Source organism: Vibrio sp. Isolate25, from assembly GCF_022398025.1.
In the GTDB taxonomy this organism is placed as follows: domain Bacteria; phylum Pseudomonadota; class Gammaproteobacteria; order Enterobacterales; family Vibrionaceae; genus Vibrio; species Vibrio coralliilyticus_A.
On sequence record NZ_JAKEUT010000005.1, the window covers coordinates 218422 to 239888 of the forward strand.

Annotated in this window: 18 protein-coding genes and 1 pseudogene; 10 read left to right on the forward strand and 9 right to left on the reverse strand. The window is 42.6% G+C overall.

Translation table 11 applies throughout. The features are described from left to right. Positions 1 to 86 precede the first annotated feature (86 nt). On the reverse strand, positions 87 to 1043 hold the full coding sequence (locus tag L1D15_RS13340; RefSeq protein ID WP_239876084.1) for a LysR family transcriptional regulator: 957 nt from the start codon (positions 1041 to 1043) through the stop codon (positions 87 to 89). 104 nt (positions 1044 to 1147) lie between these two features. Here L1D15_RS13340 and L1D15_RS13345 point away from each other — a divergent pair, with 104 nt between their 5' ends. Together L1D15_RS13345 and L1D15_RS13350 are read left to right on the forward strand one after the other, a co-directional pair. Further along, positions 1148 to 2488 carry an MATE family efflux transporter gene (locus L1D15_RS13345; protein ID WP_239876085.1) on the forward strand — a complete coding sequence of 447 codons (1341 nt, stop codon included), beginning with the start codon at positions 1148 to 1150 and terminating at the stop codon, positions 2486 to 2488. A gap of 36 nt (positions 2489 to 2524) precedes the next feature. Beyond that, on the forward strand, positions 2525 to 2995 hold the full coding sequence (locus tag L1D15_RS13350) for a hypothetical protein (protein WP_239876086.1): 471 nt from the start codon (positions 2525 to 2527) through the stop codon (positions 2993 to 2995). On the opposite strand, the gene L1D15_RS13355 is transcribed toward L1D15_RS13350, so the two are convergent. Then, entirely contained in the window at positions 2987 to 3808 is an 822-nt protein-coding gene (locus tag L1D15_RS13355) for a hypothetical protein (RefSeq protein ID WP_239876087.1), read from the reverse strand. The two genes, L1D15_RS13350 and L1D15_RS13355, sit on opposite strands and share 9 nt — an antisense overlap. Before the next feature lie 88 nt (positions 3809 to 3896). Continuing rightward, entirely contained in the window at positions 3897 to 4919 is a 1023-nt protein-coding gene (locus tag L1D15_RS13360; protein WP_239876088.1) for a LacI family DNA-binding transcriptional regulator, read from the reverse strand. A gap of 194 nt (positions 4920 to 5113) precedes the next feature. Between L1D15_RS13360 and L1D15_RS13365 the strand changes: the two genes are divergently transcribed. Then, a complete protein-coding gene (locus L1D15_RS13365) occupies positions 5114 to 6043 on the forward strand; it encodes an aminoimidazole riboside kinase (protein ID WP_239876089.1) in 930 nt (309 codons plus the stop codon). 173 nt (positions 6044 to 6216) lie between these two features. Here the strand turns inward: L1D15_RS13365 and L1D15_RS13370 are convergent, their stop codons facing one another. The 4 genes from L1D15_RS13370 to L1D15_RS13385 all read right to left on the reverse strand — a co-directional run bounded on the left by L1D15_RS13370 (position 6217) and on the right by L1D15_RS13385 (position 11834). Then, entirely contained in the window at positions 6217 to 6915 is a 699-nt protein-coding gene (locus L1D15_RS13370; protein ID WP_239876090.1) for a cytidine deaminase, read from the reverse strand. 396 nt (positions 6916 to 7311) lie between these two features. After that, positions 7312 to 8931: a glycoside hydrolase family 32 protein gene (locus tag L1D15_RS13375; protein ID WP_239876091.1), complete on the reverse strand. Its 1620-nt coding sequence runs from the start codon at positions 8929 to 8931 to the stop codon at positions 7312 to 7314. A gap of 227 nt (positions 8932 to 9158) precedes the next feature. After that, the gene (locus tag L1D15_RS13380) at positions 9159 to 10538 is read right to left on the reverse strand and encodes a carbohydrate porin (RefSeq protein ID WP_239876105.1); all 1380 of its coding nucleotides are present in this window, start codon (positions 10536 to 10538) and stop codon (positions 9159 to 9161) included. Positions 10539 to 10844: 306 nt separating this feature from the next. Further along, a complete protein-coding gene (locus L1D15_RS13385; protein WP_239876092.1) occupies positions 10845 to 11834 on the reverse strand; it encodes a LacI family DNA-binding transcriptional regulator in 990 nt (329 codons plus the stop codon). Between the two features lie 239 nt (positions 11835 to 12073). Here L1D15_RS13385 and L1D15_RS13390 point away from each other — a divergent pair, with 239 nt between their 5' ends. The 7 genes and pseudogenes from L1D15_RS13390 to L1D15_RS13420 all read left to right on the forward strand — a co-directional run. After that, positions 12074 to 13513 carry a sucrose-specific PTS transporter subunit IIBC gene (locus L1D15_RS13390; protein WP_239876093.1) on the forward strand — a complete coding sequence of 480 codons (1440 nt, stop codon included), beginning with the start codon at positions 12074 to 12076 and terminating at the stop codon, positions 13511 to 13513. 531 nt (positions 13514 to 14044) lie between these two features. Further along, positions 14045 to 14551 carry an XRE family transcriptional regulator gene (locus L1D15_RS13395; protein WP_239876094.1) on the forward strand — a complete coding sequence of 169 codons (507 nt, stop codon included), beginning with the start codon at positions 14045 to 14047 and terminating at the stop codon, positions 14549 to 14551. A gap of 73 nt (positions 14552 to 14624) precedes the next feature. Further along, a complete protein-coding gene (locus L1D15_RS13400) occupies positions 14625 to 14858 on the forward strand; it encodes a hypothetical protein (RefSeq protein ID WP_239876095.1) in 234 nt (77 codons plus the stop codon). A gap of 3 nt (positions 14859 to 14861) precedes the next feature. After that, positions 14862 to 15494, forward strand: coding sequence for a queuosine precursor transporter (locus L1D15_RS13405; RefSeq protein WP_006962692.1), 633 nt, complete (start codon positions 14862 to 14864; stop codon positions 15492 to 15494). Continuing rightward, a complete protein-coding gene (locus L1D15_RS13410) occupies positions 15472 to 16200 on the forward strand; it encodes a metallophosphoesterase (RefSeq protein WP_019277033.1) in 729 nt (242 codons plus the stop codon). The genes L1D15_RS13405 and L1D15_RS13410 overlap by 23 nt, the downstream gene beginning before the upstream one ends. Then, positions 16197 to 16703 carry a DUF2165 domain-containing protein gene (locus tag L1D15_RS13415; protein ID WP_019277034.1) on the forward strand — a complete coding sequence of 169 codons (507 nt, stop codon included), beginning with the start codon at positions 16197 to 16199 and terminating at the stop codon, positions 16701 to 16703. The genes L1D15_RS13410 and L1D15_RS13415 overlap by 4 nt, the downstream gene beginning before the upstream one ends. Positions 16704 to 16737: 34 nt before the next feature. Next, positions 16738 to 17142 (forward strand): annotated as a pseudogene (locus tag L1D15_RS13420) (DUF3360 family protein); the annotation flags it as partial. 223 nt (positions 17143 to 17365) lie between these two features. Here the strand turns inward: L1D15_RS13420 and L1D15_RS13425 are convergent. Together L1D15_RS13425 and L1D15_RS13430 are read right to left on the reverse strand one after the other, a co-directional pair. After that, complete coding sequence (locus tag L1D15_RS13425; RefSeq protein WP_239876096.1) at positions 17366 to 20959, reverse strand: hypothetical protein; 3594 nt, start codon at positions 20957 to 20959, stop codon at positions 17366 to 17368. Between the two features lie 272 nt (positions 20960 to 21231). Then, positions 21232 to 21467: hypothetical protein (locus L1D15_RS13430; protein ID WP_239876097.1), on the reverse strand; the 236-nt coding region annotated here is incomplete at its 5' end.

Below are 21467 nucleotides of genomic sequence, written 5' to 3' on the forward strand. Positions count from 1 at the left end.
GGCTTATTTAAAATCAGACCCACTCTGAGCTTTTTCAGTTCTTAACTCAAAGAGCTCAGAGGCCTTCTCACGCTCACTCTGCTACATTACCCCAAAGCTACATTATTCTGGCTCCAACCAAATTTGTCGCACAGCACTTTAAGTTGGTTCAGCTCATTTTGAGTCTGTTCGACCAACCAGTTCAGGATTTCACTGATCATGGGAGAATGATTACGTTGATAACAGTAGTACTGCCAATCGCTATGTTGAAGTGAAAGCTGTTCAGGGCATTTGAGAAACTCACGCTTGAGTTCAGGTAATACCAACAGCAGATCCGTCACTGTCACTCCCTGGCCGGATAGGCAGGCACTTAGCGCTAAATCCAAGCTGAAGAACACAGTATCCCTGCCCTTTTTCGCCCCTTTCAGATCAGCGTTGCTTAACCAGTTTTTCCAATCCTGATGATCAAGGGTGGCATGCAGATGTGGCAACATCAGAACGTCACTTAACTGAATATGCTGCTTAGAGAGGGATTCAGCGTAAACCGGCGCCATAAACTCATCACGAAGAAAGGTCACATCTGAGCGATTCTGGTATCGCTCACGCTTTCTCGTGTTCACGATCAGCAGGTCGCAGTCTTCAGAATCGAGAGGTGGATCTTCTTCAATCGATGGGATGATAACAATCTCGTGCTCAGGGTATCGCTCGTTGAGCATCGCAACCTTAGGCATCAGAATACGCGTGGCGTAACTGAGCGCACTTTTGATCACAATACGCTTCTTATTCGGCACCGCCCACTGAGCAATCAAGCTGTCTAGCGCAACGTAGTTTTTGCGCAGCACTTCATAGAGATCTTTCCCTTGCGTTGTTAACTCAATCGCTCGATGTTTTCGGATCACTAGAGATGCTTTTAGCTCATCTTCAAGTTGTTTTATCTGACGGCTGACTGCACTTTGGGTAACATTAAGCTCATCAGCCGCTTTGGTAAAGCTCATAAGGCGCGCCACAGATTCAAAGACTTTCAATCCGTTGTGTGAATAAGGGAGACGGTTATAAGGGGACATAATTCACTCGCATGATCTGAACTCATGTAAGAGTGGCATAAATGTCATTTGAAGGCCAGCCAGTAAACTCGTACCTTATTGTGATAACGATCACGAGGCAAACAATGAAAAAAATTCTCTCTCTGGCATTTCCACTGATAATTTCGCAGCTCATCGCAATGGCACTGGTTCTGACTGATGTCTGGATGATGTCGCGACTCAGTGTGTCTGCGCTAGCAGCTGGAGGATTGGGTGCGTCCATCTACAGTTTCGTCTTTATTGTGGCGAGCAGCACCGTGGGTTGTGTGGCGAATTTAATTGCGATTGCTTATGGTCAACGTATTGCGAGGCCGGAATACGGCAATCAGCAAATCCGCTTAGCAGTAAAAGGGGCTGTACTACTGACGGTGATCCTGTCTGCGATCTTAACCTTGTGTTTTGCATATGCACCGCAACTACTGGCACTGGCGAAGCAGCCTCAAGAGCTCGCTGGCCCAGCTATGGAATACCTAGGCGCATTAAAATGGGCCATGCTACCGTCTCTGATGTTACTAGTACTACGCGGCTTAACCAGTGCGCTTGGTAATGTTCGCTCGATCATGGTGATGTCATTACTGACCGTTGCGCTCAACGTACCTATCAGCTATTTGCTAGCTTTCCAGCTAGAACTAGGTCTAGCTGGACTTGGGGCGGGTACCGCTTTAGCAGCATTCATTGTGATGCTGGGCTACGGCTACTGGGTGTTTAAACGCCCTGAATACATGCCGTTCGCACCATGGAAAAATACAGAAGAATACTCGCTTTCATTGCTTAAACCTTTACTGGCGATGGGCTTGCCTATTGCACTGGCTGCGCTGCTTGAACACGGCCTGATTTACGGTGGCACTTTGATGGCAGGCACCATCAGTATCGCCGCGCTCGCATTGCACCAAATTTTGCTGCAATGCCTGAGCTTCACCTGGAACATCAACTTTGGTTTCTCGCAAGCCGCAGCAATTTTGGTCGGTCAGGACTACGGTGCGGAAGACTATGATGGTATTAAGCGCACAGCCCTGCGTAGCTTTGGCCTGACGACAGTGATCAGCGTAGTACTAGCAGGTGTGTTCACGTTATGGCCTGAGCTGATCGGCTCCATTTTCAATCTGGACGCTGAGCTTTCAACACTGCTCGTCGCCGTTCTATGGGTAGTCGCGCTCTCTTTCATTGTTGATGCATGGCAACTACTGGCGATTAACCTGCTTCGCGGCATGAAGATCGTTGTTGGCCCGACTGTAGTGACGGCTGTCGGCTACTGGCTGTTTGGTCTGCCTGCTGCATGGCTGCTACTGCCAGACTTTGGTTTAGGCGGCATCTGGGGCGGTATTGGTATTGGTCTAGGTGTCACAGGTGTGCTGTTACTTGTTCAGCTTCTGCTAGCGATTAAGAAACAACGCCATACAGATTCTCTTGCCGTAGCCATAGGTTAGTCGGTAGTATCGCTTCGACCATGAGTGAGAGAAGCGATGACAGACCTCGATATTGAATTTGAACATATTTTTCTGGAAGTAAAAGCCGAACGCTGGCACAGCATCGAACGATTCTATTTCAGCTACTTTTGCTTCCGGGAAAATTACCTCACCAAAAAAGGCAAGCCAGATTGGGAACTCGCCCGCCAGCAGTGCCCTCGTTCCCGCTCTCTCACTATTATTAAGCACGCTGAGCTTGAGCCGCTGGTTCCGCACGAAGTGATCACCGGAGAAATCAAACGTTACTGGCGTGATGGCAAGCTAACACCCCATTCCCTGAAGCGCATCCTCGATAGTTTGCTTCACTATGCAACTATCTCCCAACACGAGCTCATAGCGCTTAAAAAAGCTGGCTTGCAGAAAGCAATGCCAGCTTGTTGGTATGACAGTAAAACGAAAGACTTAAATACAAGATTTGAAGCTCTAGATATCTGCTTTGAACATCACACTAAATTGCGATTAGCTTGAGCCGTGAGAAAATTGAACTTGCGTAATATCTACCCAATTTTGTGTTCCAGAATAGTCATCTACTGAATCGGCTAGACTCCCACTTGTTTGTTGACTAAATATGCCGTTGCCAGGAGCATAATCTACACTTGGCGATGTTTCAGCATCATCTATCGTTACATTTACGGGAGTTGATGGGGTGATTGCTTGAATTTGTTGCTTCATCTCAGCCCACTCACTACTGTTACTTGCTACACTTAAATCTTTGTTAAGCCTAAAACCTAGTGTTCTTTCAGTAACAACATTATCCTTAGTCAAGGTATAAGTTCGAACCCCACCTAAATCGTTTGAAAAAATGTTAGTCGCACCACCACCGATAATTATTCCATCGTCTTCTCGAACACGATATGTAGTACCTGATTTGGTATATTCGACGAAAAAATCAGCACTAGATGTCCAAGATCCATAACTGCCTATACCAGACCCATTTCCTATTAAAAATCGAATATCACCATCATCATATGATCCACTGTTGTTAATATCGAAGGTAGCAATTAAAGTTGATTTACCAATACTATCCAGCCAGCTGTTATTCATATATACCTGAACCTCAAACCAGCTTGTCACCGATGTTACATCAAAATCATTGGTATACTCGGCTTCTTCAATTGCAGTGTTTGTATCCGAACTCCCCCCTCCACCGGAGCCACCACAGCCAAACAGCGATAAGCCTAGACAACCTAAAAATGTATATTTTTTATATGTATTAATCATTATTTGAACAACTTGTAAATGTTGAATGTACTGAAAATGAATCAGGTTTTTATAAAACATTTTTATAAATGTCAATTAACAAATAAAAATAAATAATAAAATTCTCATGTCTGATTTCTTGATAAAAAACAGTGATAAGTAACATTTATTATATATAAATATTATGCCTAATATTTCGACGATAATGAATTCTGGCGGGCAATACCGTAATTCCTGTTTTCATCTCCGGCTGCTTTAGAATGGCTTGTCCGTAATCAAATAGTGTCTGAGCAATCAGCTCACAGTCCTGCTCAACCGAGTCAATTTTCACAGGTAAGCAATCCAGAATGTCGTAGTTATCGAAGGTCGCCAAGCGAATATCTTCACCCAGCAAGTTCTTTTCGGTCAAAAAACGCAACACCCCTTCCAACAATGAATACGAGGCGGTATACACGGCTTTAGGTAGACGCCCTAGATCTTCTACAGCCAGTGCCATGAGCTCGTAGCCTGACTCAGGTTGGTAATCCTTGGTATACACGTAGCGATCATCAAAACGCACACCTGCATCCTTAAGCCCGAGCTGATAGCCCTTAAAACGATCTCGGCTCGTAGACAAGTTAAGCTGACCACCGATATACACGCACTCTTCACCACTTAAGGCTAATTGAGCCACCACTTCCTTTGTCGCTTTTTCAGCATTGGTTTTGATATTGATGAAATCGCTATCTTCTAATATACGGTCAAAGAAAATTACTGGAGTGCTTGGGCTGATAGGTTGATAAAAGGTGTCATCCATCATGCAAGTTGCCACTAGCAGGACATCCACCTGCCGTTCAATCAAGCTCTTTACTGCCTGTTGTTCCTGCTCATGATCATCGTCGGACGAGGCGATAAGTAGCTGATAACCATTACTCCGAAACAGTATTTCCAACCGTTTAGCAATGTTCGCAAAACCCATGTTCGCAAGATCCGGAATGACTAAGCCTACGGTATAGGTCTGCTTAGACTTGAGCGCTCTGGCGTAGATACTCGGCTTATAATGATACTGTTCAGCAATAGCCTGTACTTTCTCCACCGTGTCTTCATGAATACGGTGCTTTTTTGCGTGTCCATTGAGCACAAAACTCACTGTTGACTTGGAAACACCCGCCAATGCAGCGATGTCTGCCAACTTTAGTTTTTTACCTGCCATTATTCTCTTTTCCTACTCGGTGTCTTTATCAGCCTGCCTTGCTGCTAGCTCAATCAACGCCACTGCGCTCTCATGTTTAGACTCTGACAATGATCACAATTTGATCTTTATCGTGATAAATGATCTCTGCAAACCTAGATCGCTAAACCGTTTTAGCTATACAATCAGCTTAATTTAGTTAAGTAAGAGATGCAATGATGAAGAACAGAGTTTGGGTAACAGGAGATGCAGTTGTAGACCTGATTCCAGATAGCGAGTCCAGCTATTTGAAATGCCCAGGTGGCGCGCCTGCTAATGTGGCAGTCGCCATCGCCAGATTGGGCGGTGATGCTGCTTTTATTGGTCGTGTCGGGCAAGATCCCCTCGGCCGTTTTATGCAACAGACACTCAAGCAAGAGCAAGTCGATACGCAGATGATGATACTCGACGAAGCACAGCGCACGTCAACCGTTATTGTTGACCTTGATGATTCTGGCGAGCGAAGCTTTACCTTTATGGTAAAGCCTAGTGCAGACCAATTCCTTGAAACCAGTGACCTACCGACCTTCACCCAGGGTCAGTGGCTGCACGTATGCTCAATTGCACTAGCGAACGAGCCAAGTCGCAGCAGCACACTGGAAGCGATGCGTCAGATTAAAGCCGCAGGTGGATATGTAAGTTTTGACCCTAACTTAAGAGAAGAGGTGTGGGCAAATCCAGAAGAGCTCAAACCTATCGTACGTGAAGCAATTGCGCTGGCTGATGTCGTCAAGTTTTCGGATGATGAGCTGCTGTTTTTGACAGGCAGCGATACCCTTGAACAAGGTGTGAAAGCACTAAAACCGTTTAAAAATACACTAGTCTTAATCACTCAGGGAGCGAAAGGTGCGTTAGTCCTGTTTGGAAAAACACAACAGCTTATTGCCAGCCAAGCAGTATCACCCGTTGATACTACAGGTGCAGGCGATGCTTTTGTCGGAGGCTTGCTCGCTAAGTTGTCTCAATATAATGACTGGCAGCAGCTTGAGGTCATTCATTCTGCGGTAAAATGGGCTAATGGCTGTGGCGCACTTGCTACTACGCAGAAAGGCGCTATGACTGCTCTACCTTCCTATCAGGCTCTAGAGGAATATATTCAGAGGTGATTGGAAGGAAATTCTGGATAAAAAAAGGCAGAGAGTTCTGCCTTTTTAGTTTATCAGCCATAACCACTAAAATTGACAAAGTAAGTTAGTCTGAAAATAGAGTGTTCTGCTTTGTTAGCTTCTAGAAAACTAAAACTGCATCTATGTAAATGAGCTCACTTAGCTTCCTTTTACTATAGGTATTCAGTTAGTCTTTTTCCGGCTTGTTCTAAAGCAAGGTGTACAACTTTTGTGATTTCAGGATACCCATTATCAGGATCATCCCAGTCAACATTTTCAGGTAAAGCAACCTGTTCATTAATTTGGTGATCCATAACAATCTTGTTGTCCGATAAGTCCACCAGCTTTACCTGAGCATAGACATAGCCTCTAGGTTGACTCAGCGGTATGAAACCATAATAGTCACGAATGGTACCGGATGCTAAAACCTGAATGACAAGCAAATGGCTTGCAGAGTATTGCTCTTGTAGCTCAGTCAAGTCATACCCAAAAAAACCATCTTTTTGCTGAGCCTTTGGGAGTTTAGTGGCATCGGAGGCTTTGTAATATTCTGGAAGTACTTCACTGCTACCGCCTCGCCGTTCGATTTGTTGCGCTATAGCCGACTTACTTAGCTCAAATTTGTCATGGGATAAAGTATGAATATGCGATTGAACACCACCAGTGACGATCTCATTGATTGCCATATCAAGTAAACCTTGCCCGCCCATACGATGCGCATTCATTTCTGGAGGCTGAACAAATGCGATTGCGATATTTTTCTCTCCCCCTGTTTCCCAAAAGTTTACTGGTATGTCCATTGCTTTCTGAGATACACATCCAGAAAGAAAAAGTACACCAAACATACAACTGATCAGCTTTACAAGTCTCATTGAGTTATTCTCTTGATTGTTAAGAGAGCGCAAACTAATAACCAAGACATATTGAAGCAATTGTTAAAACACACAATTGTGACCAAGATCGATATTTTGGGATGTGTATTAGATACAAAAAAATGATAAAGGTTATTGTGTAAGCGAAGTTGCGCATTCCAAACAAATGCGGTTACAGAGCGTCGTGAGAAACAATAAAGTAATACATTTTACTCAAACACAGGTTGGGAGAAACTCCTTTAGCAGCTGAAGGCACACTCTGTCTCTTCGACAAACTTAATTGCCTTCCTACACGCTTCGTCTTGGGAAGATTCACTACGATACTCATCATAAGCCGTCAGACGTTCAAAATTTAACACCGGTTACGCCAACTCACCGCCGCAGTCAGTTACCTAATCAAGCAAATGGCGGTCGTGCTGCTTTGAGTGTTTTTAATCTGGCGGTCTGACAGCCATGCAACAGTGAAATACCTGTCGCTGCCTGCTCAACGAAAACTCGTGATGTCATCACTGCCTGGCCATGGTTTACAAAAACTTCTATTGAGGAAGTATCGGCAAGAATGCGCAGTTGAATCTTATCAGTATCGAGCTTGAGTTCTCTTTGAGCATCTACCGCTCGATTCAGTGTCTGGCTGCGGTCCAGTATAAGTGTTTGGCGATCTTCATCTGCGTACAAGACAACTTTGTGCTGGCTACTTTCAAACAAATTCAGGCTCTGCCCCCACTCCAGCTCAACTTCAAGATCGAACGAGTTACGCTCCAAGCGATACGGCTCATCGGTTAACTCAATGTGGCGTTGGCTATGAACGAGTTCTTCGAGTTCCTTAACAGGCCATTGGTACAGCCGTCCGTTTTGGTAACTGAGCTCACGCATACAAGTGAGCTGATGCACCCAACCATTTTCGCTGCTTGGTTGGTCAACTTCATCTGGTAACCCCATCCAGCCACACATCACCCGCCGGCCATCCGGTGTTTCAAGTGTCTGAGGGGCGTAAAAATCGAAACCATAATCCAGATGTTCAAACTGCGACAAAGATAAACCATTTTCCAAACAAGCTTTAGCAATCCCGTTGTGATGAGGAATGGTGTTGTGCTTAGAGAAAGATTCAATCCCTTGTGGCCCGATGACGACAAGCATCTGCCCATCGAGTTCAAACATGTCAGGACACTCCCACATGTAGCCAAAGTCCCCCAGCTCTTCACCATAAAGCGTATCAAACTTCCAGGCCCTAAGATCTGTTGAGGTGTAAACAGCCAGGCGTCCTTTTAGGTCCGTATTTTGTGCACCTAACAACATAAACCATTGGTTTTGATGTCGGACGATTTTAGGGTCGCGAATGTGTGCGGTAACTCCATCGGGTAACTCACTGATAACCGGCCCATGTTTATCGAAATTCACACCATCTTTGGATGTGGCAAGACACTGAGTTGTGTGACGTTCGCGATTCTCGCCAATACGAACATTACCCGTATAGAACAGCATCAACTCAGAGCCATGACTGAGTGCGTGCCCGGAGAAGGCACCATGGCTATCAAACCAATCAGACGGTGTGAGCGCAACTGGTTGCCACTGCCATTCAATCAAGTTTTTGCTGATTAAATGTGCCCAGTATTTGTCTTTGTGGGTACAGCCATGGGGATACCATTGATAAAACAAGTGATACTGCCCGTCATGGTAAACAAAACCATTAGGATCGTTGAGTAACCCCTGTGGCGGAGAAATGTGCCAATCGGGTCGAAACGGACAGTTAACCGCGTCGAGCGCGTGTTCAAGCTCCAACCTTTGTTTTTCGCCGATACGCTTTCCTATAGACAGCAGATCTGCGGGACTTAATGAGTCTGGAATTGGGAACTCTACTTGATATTCATCTAGTACAATTTTGATTTGAGAACCTGACACAGTGCTCGCCACTCGCGAACAATCTCTGATTGCAAATATCAATCGACCTTGCGGCATCAGAACTCTTGTTATGTTTGTCTCACCACCACACTGGGTGATCAGGCTTTCAACCGACATCTTTAAAACCTAAAAGTTGGGAACGTTTGCAAAATACACTATTTGTTCTATTTGAACAAGATCAGTAGATACTCACCTTCACTATTCAGGTGGTGACAGAGTGTATAGAAACGAAAATAAATACGCTGAATCCGGTGAGATTCAGAAATTGAAAATGGCTTCCGGCACTAAGCTAACACCTGACCGGAAGCCTTTTTATCGAGCAATGATTCTTTGAAAACTCAGGGCTAGAACCAAGTTTCCATTTGTAGGGCAAACAAGGTTTCACCACCTTGTCCCATTGTGCTGGCACCTGAATCCAAGCTTACTGAGTAGTTGTCCAGATCTTCACTCCAGTCAACGTAACTTACAGCAAAGCGAATTTCAGGGCGGTCAAAGAATCCAGCTGACGTCGCCAGCTTCACAGTCGGAGCCACCGTTAACTTGTAGAAGCTACCGTCTGCTTTTTCCACGCTGTTATCTAGATCCATGTACTGGTAGGAGCCTTCATAAACCATCTCAAAGTTCGAATTTAGCTCTTGAGCCAATCGAACGTTAACAGATGCCCATAGGAATTCATCGTTATCTTTAACACGATCTTTGCTCATCTCAGCCATAAATGCGGGTGCGATGCGCCAGTTATCGGAGAATTTAGTGACGCCATAGCTAAAGATTCGAACTGCCTGAGCATCATCATTCAGATCACCATCAGAGCCAATACCTTTGAGTGATGCACCAAGGCCCTGGCCAATCAATACACCAGACTTCGAGAAGCCATCGCTGACACCGAAAAAGTCATTGCCATGGTAGGCTAACATTGCATGTAGGCCGTCTTCTGCTCGCTCTGTGGGTGATGATGAGCTGGTCGAGCGGTCTGCATTATCGTTTGATTTCATCGCGTTGAGCATTAGCTGCCATGAGCCAAAGTAGTTGTTCATAGTCGCAACATAGTTCTCCACATCAGTACTTGAACTATCGATTTCGCCAAAATCGCGGCCATAAAGAGAGAAGTTTGCTTTCCAGTCCTCACCTAGTTTCACGTCATACAGACCGGCGCCCGTACCAGAGAGAAATACGATGTCAGAATCAAAGAAATGGATATCGAAATTGTCTCTATCAAATCTCTTACCCGCCCAGATTTTCGCATCTTCAAACGCACCGCTAAACCAGGTTAAATCAGAGAACTCTGTGTACACCTGTCGAACGTTTAGCTGACTATCGCTTGCCGTCCATTCATTGTTAGTCTCGACACTGTCTGCCAGCATGATTTTGTAATACGCTTTTGAACCATCTTCAGCCACGCGATTATGAACAAGGTTGGCTTCCAGATAGTTATCATCTTCAAGGCCAAGACGTCCAACCGGAGCACCTAAGGTTCCTGCCGCCGTCATGTATGGGCCACTTCCTGTCGCACCATTCAGGCTATCATTAATCAACAATCCTGCTCGCGCATAACCGTGGAACTCAAAGCTTCCGGCAGATTTTTCAGCTTCTTTTGCTACTTGCTCTGTTTGAGCTAGGCGGCTTTCTAGTTCCGAGATCCTTGCTTCAAGAGAAGCCATATCGTCTTGAGAAAAGGCATTAGGTGTGATTGCCAGAGTGACAGCACACGCAAGTAAAGACTTCATATTGTTCATTCTAATTCTCCATTGAGAAAATAACTTGGATTCAGCAGCAAACGTTCCCAGTTAATTCACAACCAATGCGAACCGTCGAATTTTAGGTCTATAAACCTCAATACTCGTTCTCGATTTATTTACTTCACCTCAGTGATAGTGAGTGGACTATAAATACATTTTCGGTAACGTTCCCGAAAATAATTATAAAAACAGAATACTCATCACGAATATCTATAGAAGTGTGATCTTATATAATGAGAGGATTTTCATATGTAGGAATAAAAACGCCTGAAACGAAGTTCAGGCGTGGAAAGGCTAGCAGGTTTCGCGCTGTATATTCTGAAAAGTCAGTACAACTTTACTCATCACCTGAGGTTTACCCTCAATCAATTCAAGCAGCACATCCGCACCACTTTCTCCTGCTTTATCAAATGGATAACTAAACGTCGATAAACTTGGAGACACAACAAAGCCAAGCTCATCATTACCTACTCCCAGTATTTTAACTTGCTCACCAACCACTATGTTTTCTTCCTGCAGTGCTTTAATTGCACCAATGGCAATTCGGTCAGTTGCACAAAAAACACCATCAACCTGAGGATATTCTTTAATGAGACGCCGCATATTGGCGTAACCAGATTCAATGCTGAACTCTCCGTGACAATGGAACAATAACTCTTGTTCACTGTGCATCGTAAGCGCTTGCTTCAATCCATCAGAACGCTGTTTATCTACGGCGAGGTCTGAATCCGCTACTCCAATAAATCCGATATTTTCGCATCCAGCATTGAGCAAGCGCTTTCCTGCTTCGTACCCTACACGCAGATCATCATGGACAATACTCGGGATATTAAACAATGAACCATCCTGGCCAATTAGAACAATCGGAGCTCTTGACTGAGAAATGGCTTCAACCAACTGAGTGCCAATGTGTGTCGCATACAGAACAATACCCTCCACTCGCTTTTGATTGAATAAACGAATGAACTCGATCTCTTTCGAATCAGATTGCTGAGTGCTAGCCAGCAAAACATGCTTTCCTGCCTTTTCAAATATGCGGCTTAGGCCATCAACACCTTGAGACGTGGCATTAGATGAGACTCGCGGCACAATGACACCCACCAAATTGGTTTTCTGTGATTTGAGATCTTTCGCCACTTGATTGACCACATAGCCCACTTCGTCGACAGCTTTCATGACTTTCAACTTGGTCGCTTCTTTTACACCATACTCGTTGTTGATCACACGAGAGACTGTGGATTTAGATACTCCGGCCAGTCTGGCGACATCGTGCAGGCTTGCCATGTCTATGCCTTCATTAAGTTATTGGGAATGTTTGCAAAAGTTACCAGAATCTGACGGAATTTCCACTTCGCCCAATCGGTTTAGCAAAAAAGTTTAGCCGATCCAACTCACATTACCTTTTATTAACCTTTGACTGACACTGACAGATAGAGAAGAATTCATTTTTGCAAACGTTCCCATAAAAATTTACTGCCTTTTTGAACTATAAATTATTAGCAAAATAATAATCGGGGTTTGGAATGAATTATCCAAAAATTGCCAGAGAGCTGCTGGAGTTACTTGGAGGTAAAGACAACCTTCAAGCACTCGCCCACTGCGCGACGCGACTGCGCCTTGCACTGAAAGACGATTCAATCATCAATGAAGAAGCGATCAGTAACTTAGATGGCGTCAAAGGCCAATTCAAAGTTGCTGGACAATATCAAATCATTTTTGGTTCAGGCATTGTGAATCAGGTACACGCTGAAATGGCGAAGCTGACGGGCATGGCAGACATGTCGACCAACGATGTGGCCAGTGCGGGTGCACAAAAACAGAATATCATTCAGCGTGCAGTGAAAGGTTTATCCGACATTTTTGTACCTATCATCCCTGCAATTGTTGCTGGTGGTCTGTTGATGGGTCTGTTCAACCTACTGACAGCGAAAGGCCTCTTCATTGACGGTCAATCTCTGATTGATGCCAATCCTGGGCTTGCTGACCTCGCTAGCATGATCAACACATTCGCTAACGCACCTTTTGTTTACCTTCCTGTTTTATTAGCGTTTTCTGCCAGTAAGAAATTTGGTGGAAACCCGTTCCTCGGGGCTGCTCTGGGTATGCTGATGGTGCATCCAGATCTGCTGAACGGCTGGGGATTCGGTGGAGCAAGCGTAGCCGGGACAATCCCGACGTGGAACATCTTTGGTTTCGAAATCCAAAAAGTCGGTTACCAAGGTTCAGTTCTACCTGTATTGGTTTCTGCCTTCATCCTTGCCAAGGTTGAAAATGGCCTACGCAAGGTGATTCCTTCTGTGCTGGATAACCTCCTAACGCCGATGCTGGCGATTTTTATCACAGGTTTCCTGACCTTTACATTGGTTGGCCCAATCACGCGTGATATCGGTTTCCTGCTTGGCGATGGCCTGAACTGGCTATACGATTCTGCTGGTTTCATTGGCGGCGCACTGTTCGGCTTCATCTACGCACCGTTTGTGATTACCGGCATGCACCATAGCTTTATCGCAATTGAAACTCAGTTGCTCGCCGATATTGCAGTCACTGGCGGCACCTTTATTTTCCCTATCGCTGCCATGTCTAACATCGCACAAGGTGCTGCAGCATTGGCGGTTGGCTTTACCACCAAGGACAATAAACTTAAAGGAATTGCAATGCCGTCGGGTGTCACTGCCCTACTGGGTATTACCGAGCCAGCCATGTTTGGTGTCAATCTTAAGCTGCGTTATCCGTTTATTGCGGCGATTATCGGAGCGGCATCGGCCAGTGCATTTATTACTCTGTTTAACGTCAAAGCTCAGGCATTAGGTGCTGCGGGTCTACCTGGCGTGATTTCGATTGTGCCTTACAAGCTAGGCTACTATGTCACAGGCATGGCTATTTCATTCGTTATAGCGTTTGCTCTAACACTAGTTCTTGGTGCTCGCTCCGGCCAAGAGTCAGGCAACGCTGCAACAACATAGCTGAAAGCAGTCCCCCGTAGCTAAAACATGGTTTTGGCTCACTCCTACCCCGCCTCAGGCGGGGTATTTTACTTTTTGGTGTTCCCCACTCGAATATCAGTTAATGGGACCACTGAGCCATCTATGTACATGACTAAACGCTAGCTTTCATAAGTTAGAAACTTTAAGGTTATTCCTAATAAGACTAACACGTTTCATATTCGTTTAGCTTCATCATGGAGTAGCCACTACTAAAATTGGGGTACTGCTAACTCACATTTTAGAACCAGAAAATGAAAAAAGCCCACCAAAAGGCAGGCTGTGATTCCAAACAATAAGAATACAATTGGCAATAATATAATTATTTCCCGATTAAACAGGTTGCGACTTCAATCAGAGCAATTAACTGATAATTAACTCTGGATTAATAGCCTAAAAACATTTAGATTCACGGAAAACAAATAAAAATTACACACTACATTAAAATAAATCAAAATAATTTATTTTAATGAATTACAAGCATGAATTAAATCACGTTTGGCTGGCTATTAAATGATAAATAAGATAATAAAGCTTATTACAGAGAGTAAGCATGATACAGGCGGTGTAAAATTCCTCGCTCAGGAAATGGGCATAAAATACAGTACACTATACAGCCTGTATTCAGGAAAAAACAGTAACCCCACCATTGATACAGTCGGAAAGATCTGTGATTACTACAACATCACCTTTTCTGACCTTTCAGATGAAGTGACTTCATCTCATCACTTTGACTCGTTGCAATCTGAAATTGTTAGACTATCTCAACATGAAGGTGTCGATGTTTTTATTAAAAACAACCACCTTATTGACAGTTTACCCAAAAGTAGCCAGTTGATTTTTGAAAAGTTCACTCCCCCTTTGAAAAACAAAAATCATTATATTTGTCTCACAGAAACTGGTGAAATTGTCTTGAGAAAAGCCATTGAAGAAGATAATAAATTTCTATTTATCTCTTCAAATAGAATAATTCATAAGAATGATTATCCAATAATGCAACTAAAGAATGTCAAAATATAACTTCTTCAAAATAAGGAAAAAACGCTCTCGACTCTATTCCATCGATGGATTGGTGGGATTTATTGACAAGGAGATGTTTAGGCACGCTTATATCGATAAGCACGATGTTAACCTTCACAAAGGACAGTATTCCATTACCGATAAACGAATTCGTGCGATCAATGTAAAAGAAAAAACTGTCGAAATGGAAATTTCCGATATTCCGGTAACCGTAACGATGAAAAGCTTACTTACCCCTTCAATCAGGAAAAAACTCAATATAAGTAATGAAAACTTTGTTGCTATCTATCACCAAATGGAACAATAACTAATGAACGTACTAGAAAAGTCAACCATGCTCGCGACTCTAGGGCTGTTCTGTTTCCTAACTGCTTCAAACATGGCCGCAGCAAAAGCTGTTGAATTCTTCGGTATCCATCTTACGGCGGGATTCTTCACCTACCCGTTTGTTTACCTCTTCTCTTCCATCATCATGGCGACGCGTTCTCCAGACGTGTACTTCAAATGTATAACCTTTGCCTATTTCGGTTATCTGTCGTTTATCAGCCTGATGTACATCGCAGCGATTCTGCCCGGCGTCAACGCCGAGTCGACTTACAATAAGAGTTTTGACCTAATCTACAATCTCAGTAATTACCGAATTTACTTATCCTCATTGTGTGCCTACTTCGTATCAATGTTCCTGTTTGGTGTGCTATTTAACTCATTAAAGATTGAAAGCATCGCAATCAGAATTGCGTTGGCAACACTGATCGTTGCTCTCGCTGACGTTAACCTCTTCCTCATCCTGGCTTTCTGGGGTGTAAAAGCAAGCAGCCTACTGATGGACATTATGTTCTGGGCGAGCATTAAAAAGCTGGTTGCACAGCTGGTTCTGCTGGGGCCAACCCTCTTAATAATTAACCTGATCAGGAACAAACATGAGTACTGTGTTTCAAATTAGCGATTGCCATTTGAGCGATGAGTCGAGCTTTCAAAACCTTGAGAAGGCGCTGAATGTTGCAAATGCTGATAGTGATTGCGACACAATTCTGCTGACCGGTGATATCTGCTGTGGTCCTAAATCAGGCGACTATACAAAGCTGCTGAGTTTTGTTTCCCAGCACGTTGATAGCAAAAAACAGGTTTATGCCATTGCAGGTAACCATGATGATATCGTTTTGATGAAAGATGAGCTGAAGGGCTCTTTGATTCAGGTGGTGGATCAATGTGAGATTGCAGGGCGTGATTTCATCTTCCTCGACTCAAGTCAGAAACCTATTGATGCTCAACACCCTCTCGGCTCAGGCAGAATAGACAATCGCGGTATCGCTCACCTGAGAAAGCAAATCCGTAAGAAAAAAGACCCTATTGTGGTCGTACATCACCCTGTCATTCGTGTTGGCTCAGAGTGGATGAAGGCCATCTGCCTTGAGAACGACCAACAGATATTCAACATCCTTAAGCAATCTGGCGTCAGAGAAGTTATTTGTGGTCATGGCCATGATCATATTACCTGCACCAAAGAAGGTGTTACGCAGTACATGGCGCCAGCAACCGCTTATGGATTTGATCACTCCATTCCTGAATACAATCGAAGTGAGCGTATCGGAATGAACAAATTTACTATTTCAAAACAAACAATAACTGTAAATGAGGTTGTGCTATGAGACTGAGCTTGGTTCTCGATATTTCGAAAGCCGTTGTCGCGATGTATGTGGGGGTATTCTGCGTACTGGTCAGCTATAACAATGTGATTGACTACAATACAAACTTCCAATTTGTGCAACACGTATTGGCCATGGACCAAATGAAGGCATTTTTTACAGGTGATAACCTGTATGGACGTGCGATCACTTCTCCGACACTTCACACTGTATTTTACAATCTGATCATCGCACTTGAGTTCCTTGCGGGCGCTTTGTGCGTTATCGGCGCGGTAATTATGTTCTTCAAACGTGAAGCAGCCGGATTCTCCAAAGGTCAGGCTTTCTATGTAGCCGGTGTTACTGTTGCTTTAGGTGTGTGGTATTTCGGTTTTGGCGTGGTTGGCGCTGAGTGGTTCTCGATGTGGGCAAACTCATGGAATGGCCAGATGAAGGCATACACCTTCGCTATGTTTATCATTCTGACGTTGATTTATGTCCTGATGCCGAGACCAAATAACGACTAGTTCATTACCAATAGTAATAAAGATCTACATTGCGATTCCTGCTGGCGCTTTGCTAACGGCTCTGTTTTGCATCATCGCCGCAATTTGGGGCTACCCAATGGATTTTGCGATCTGGCAACCTGTGCTTTGTGTTGCGCTAATCGTTAGTGTATTCGTCCCATTGCTAGAAGCTGGCATGGAAATGACGCGCGAAGGGAAAACCATTCAATCTGCCGCAATCGTTGTATTTTCATCAGCGCTGGTAAACCCTGCATTTGGTTGGTCGCTCACTATGCTGTTAGACAACTTAGGTTTAGTCGGTTGTAAAGAACGTTGCGTTGAACTGAGTAAAATGAGCCGTTGGGTGTTGCCGGGCACTATGCTTGTGGTGCTAACCAGTGTGATGGCGTTGGTTGGTCTTCTGCCAGGGATACCAGCGATTATCCCAAGCTTTCGCTAACCGCTAAGTACGGGGTGAAACCAATGGCTATTTAGCCTCTCGGTTATACTTGTAAAAACTAAGGCCTCGCAATTGCGAGGCCTTTGGTTTCTGAGGTGATGACCAGCCAACTCATTTTTGCCCCAAAGCTTGTCAGCACTAATCGCTCCCCAAACTTGCACATGAGGCTTTTGCAATACTTTGAGTAATGCCATGCAAAAAGCAAGGACTGAATCAAAGGTCTCTACAGTTTTTGGTAGTGTACCTTGTATGAGCCAAGCCAAATTCTGTAGACCCTTTCGATATAAACGTTCACATCCGTAGTGCGTTGACTTTCAAACTCCTCTAATTGCTCCTTAGTAAATAAGGTCAAAAAGAAGTTGATGTATTTATCAAACATTTGAGCAGAGACATCACTCCAGTTATGTGTGATAAAGCTCGTTAGAAAGGAACGGGCTAAATTATCATTCCAATATTTATTATATAAAGCCTCTAATGTCGGATAGTACATATGGTGGGAAAGAAAGTATGGTAGATACTTTTCCAGTTGTATTAAAGGCATGCTTGATAAATTATTTTTAAGCAAGTAACTTACTTCAGAAACTCTAACAGAATCATCTTTTATTTGTTCTGCATAATTGTCTAGTGTGGTTCTATCTATTTTATTTAATATACTATATTTTGACAAGGCTATATCAGCCATGTGTTCACTGCATACTAACAGGAACTTTAGTGACATCTCTATGGAGAAATCAATGTCACTCACGTATTTAGATAGTATGTTAAAGATTGAGGCGTTTGGGAAATCAAATGAAATATATTGTTCTCTAGTTATCGTTTGGGGATCAAGATTACCAAATGTGCTATTAAATTCGTCAATAAGCAAGCTCTTTGCTAAATCTTTTGAACCATGTTTAAAGTAGTAGTGGATGTAGTTGTGATAAATGCCTTTTAGTTCTCTATCTAGTGATTTAAAATAATCGTCTATCTTGTTTTTTAACTTTTGACTTATATCAAGAGAATCAAGCTTTGCTAGATAAGCGATAGCATTATTTATCTCCGAAGAATTATTTCGCAAATAAGCGGACTCTACCAAGGGCATAAATTTATCAGATTTAGTGGAATTAGCGATATACCAAAATAGATTGCAATAATAAAAATCACTTGAAAAAGTTAGTTTTCTATACGCACTAATGAGCTTTTCAATATGTTCATCAGTTATTTTATTCTTGCAGATGAACTCAACGAAGCTATGCATTCCATACATATAGCTCTGGTCACTTAGTTCTTCTTGAGACTTTAGCCCTTGCTCAATAAAAAAAGTGATCTCATCATCAATATTACAATTAAAATTAAGTGCTGTGAGGTTTTTCTTTGCCCAATATGACTTGTCATTTGAAGGTTCTGCCAATAGTTCTAGCGACTCTATCAGACATTCATTATCTATACTGTAAAGAGTTGCGGCAGCATCATTAAACTCTTGCTCCTTTGATGTTTCCTGCAATATAAGTTTGATGTTAGAAATATCAGAATTATCACCAAAAATTCTCAAGGTTCTTAGGCTCATACAAACAGGAGTGGTTTGATCATTTTTCCAAGTATTTAGACGCTCTCTAGCGATCTCAGTAATAAGAGTTGGAGGACACTGAAACCAAATCTCATATTCACCTCCTGATATCTTTATAGGCATCTGTGCCTTGATCTCGTTATCTGCGAGAATGCTAATCAGTGTGTCACGGTCGCCATTGATCGCTAGCGCTCTTCGTCGCTGATATTGGTGATGAGGATCAAGTAAACCTTCACTAGATTTGAGCCGTTCAATACACTTTTGAGTCCCCAAAATACCAAGAGAATATATAGCATCACTTCTAGTTATTACTTCAAAGTTTTGTTCTAGTTCGAGTATTCTTCCTTCAACAAACTCTATAAAATCCCCGCCATATTGTTTAGCGACCTTGGTCGCTAGTGAAAGATCGCATTCGAACATAAATTCAATAAATTCTTGTTTTTCTTCATTGTTAATGAATGTGCTGCAATATAACCAAATATCATATTCAGAGTGTAGGTAGCTATTTTTATGGCTTCTCCAGTTTTTGCTTAACTCAATCGACGCTAAGTATTCTGAGATTATCTTATGAGGCGTGGAGTAAACACCATCATTGTCCTTGACATATATTTCATGCTGTTCAAGCAACTCCAAGAATGACTCAAAGCTCAACATCTTCGCTACAGATAAACCTTGATTAGTCAGCTCATTATATGTTTCCCCCAAAAGCTCCCAATAATCAGCTTCTGACAGAGAGGTTAAGCCCTTTTTAAATATGGCTTTATATGTAACAAGTGAAAAAGCTTCTTTCACTTTAAAATAGGGTAGTTTATTTACAATGAGAGATGCATTCTTGATCCTACACTTATCAAGTTTAACTTTAGAAGAAATCCAGTTTTCAATAATTTCGTTTAAATTTTCAGGCAATTTCCTATGATCTTGGTAGTATTTAATCGAGAGTGATAGAGCAAATGGAGAGAATAGAAAGTTAAATCCAACACTTCCTATTTTGTTTTTGTATAGATTACAAAATTCACTTTGCTCACTTTCTAGCATTGATTTTGAAGAAATATTTACAACATCCCGATAGGATAGAGGCTTGATCTCAAGACAGTAATCAACCTTTTCAGCAAGAGTTTCTACGGAAACACCTGTGTTTCTTGATGATAGAATAAAAGAATTATTACCAATTATTGCTGATAATTCGTCAAAAAAAGCCTGTGTATCGCTTTGAATCATTTCGTCTAATCCATCAAGAAGTAATATACATTTGTAGGGTAAACTCCTCCATGAACCATAAGAAATATCAAGTGATTGATTGATGGATTTTTCTAAGTTACCTCTAGAGTAACTTCTTAATTTTATAAGTACAGGCAAAAATTCTATATCGAATGCATCTTTAACTAGCGTACTAGCTAAGTTGATTAAAGTACTAGACTTACCGCTGCCACCCAATGATGAGAGAACGACGTTGTTTCCACTTCTCAATAGATTAGCAATGTCTTCGGTTGACAGGAAACCGTTTTCTATTGTCTCTACACGTGTGTTGCTAACCAGATTATTCGGTAGGTTAGTATGGCTATACCAAAGCCCGACAAGTCGAGTTCCTTTATTAGCTACTTTTTCACAATACTCTACTGTATTAAAGTTAGGCGTAGGTGAATCTTTTAATACTCTTTCAACAGAATAGTGTTTTTCAATAATATTAGTTAGCTTATCCCATACGATTAAGAGGTTATTTGTAAAATCGGTACCAGACCAAACTATCAGTTTTTTAATGTTGTCCAAGTAGTCGGAAACTAAGGTATAACTTGATAACCCTAGCTCTTTTACTTTGTTGAGCAAACTAGGCTGAAAATCACCTTTGGAAATGATTTCTTTACACTTAGATTTAATATCTGTGTAGTTGCCCTGCCTAAGAGCTATTCTTAAATTACCAGCTACTGTTCCTGAAGTGATAATGTAGTGTTGCTCAACTGTTGAACCGTTGATTGCCGCATCTAATGCAGCTTTAATGATCTCTTTAGCCGTAAGATCCACACTCAAGCTAGTGCTTGAGTATCGTTTGCACTGTATGCAAACGATACTGTTGGTATCCAGAGTTTTTGCAACGCAATCAAAACCTTGATCAGCAGCAGGCTGACGGCCACTTTGCATTTCGAGGCCGATATGCTCGCTCAAGATGGTTAAGCATTGATAAGTAAAGTCTTCAAAGTCCTCAGGCGTAAGTTGATTTAATGAAAGAGCGTGGCCTTGATATAGTGGTGGCTTAGTTACTGACTTTTTATGCATAGGAACCAACTTGAACTTTATAGATTGACTAGTTTGACCTCTTAATAAAGGCTCTTTCATATTACCAGAAGGACAGCAAATTTCACTCAAGTAGTAGAAGTAAATCAGATGGTTACTCCATCAAAATTTACTTGTTATTGTGTGCTTTTTCCAATAAACGTAACGAAGTCGCTATTGCTGGGAAGGTTGCATTCTGATGCTTGGCTAGTAGTAGATGAGTGAATTTGGCCAATAGGTAGAGGTTTGCAGTACCCCATATAATCCGTTAAATGCTAAATTAGCAAATCCACTAGCACACTTCTGTCCAATAATGAGTTAGCATCCGTTTCCTGATCTAACAAAAAGGCCTCGCAATGCGAGCAATGTAGATCAGATAAGGATCGGTTGACCGATCCTTCTGATGAGAGACAATCGGAAATCTGTTTATAGGTTTCCGATTTTTTATGTCTATTCAACACTTCTTTGCCGACTTCCTTGAAGAAAACCCTGTTGATGTTGCCCAGCTCAC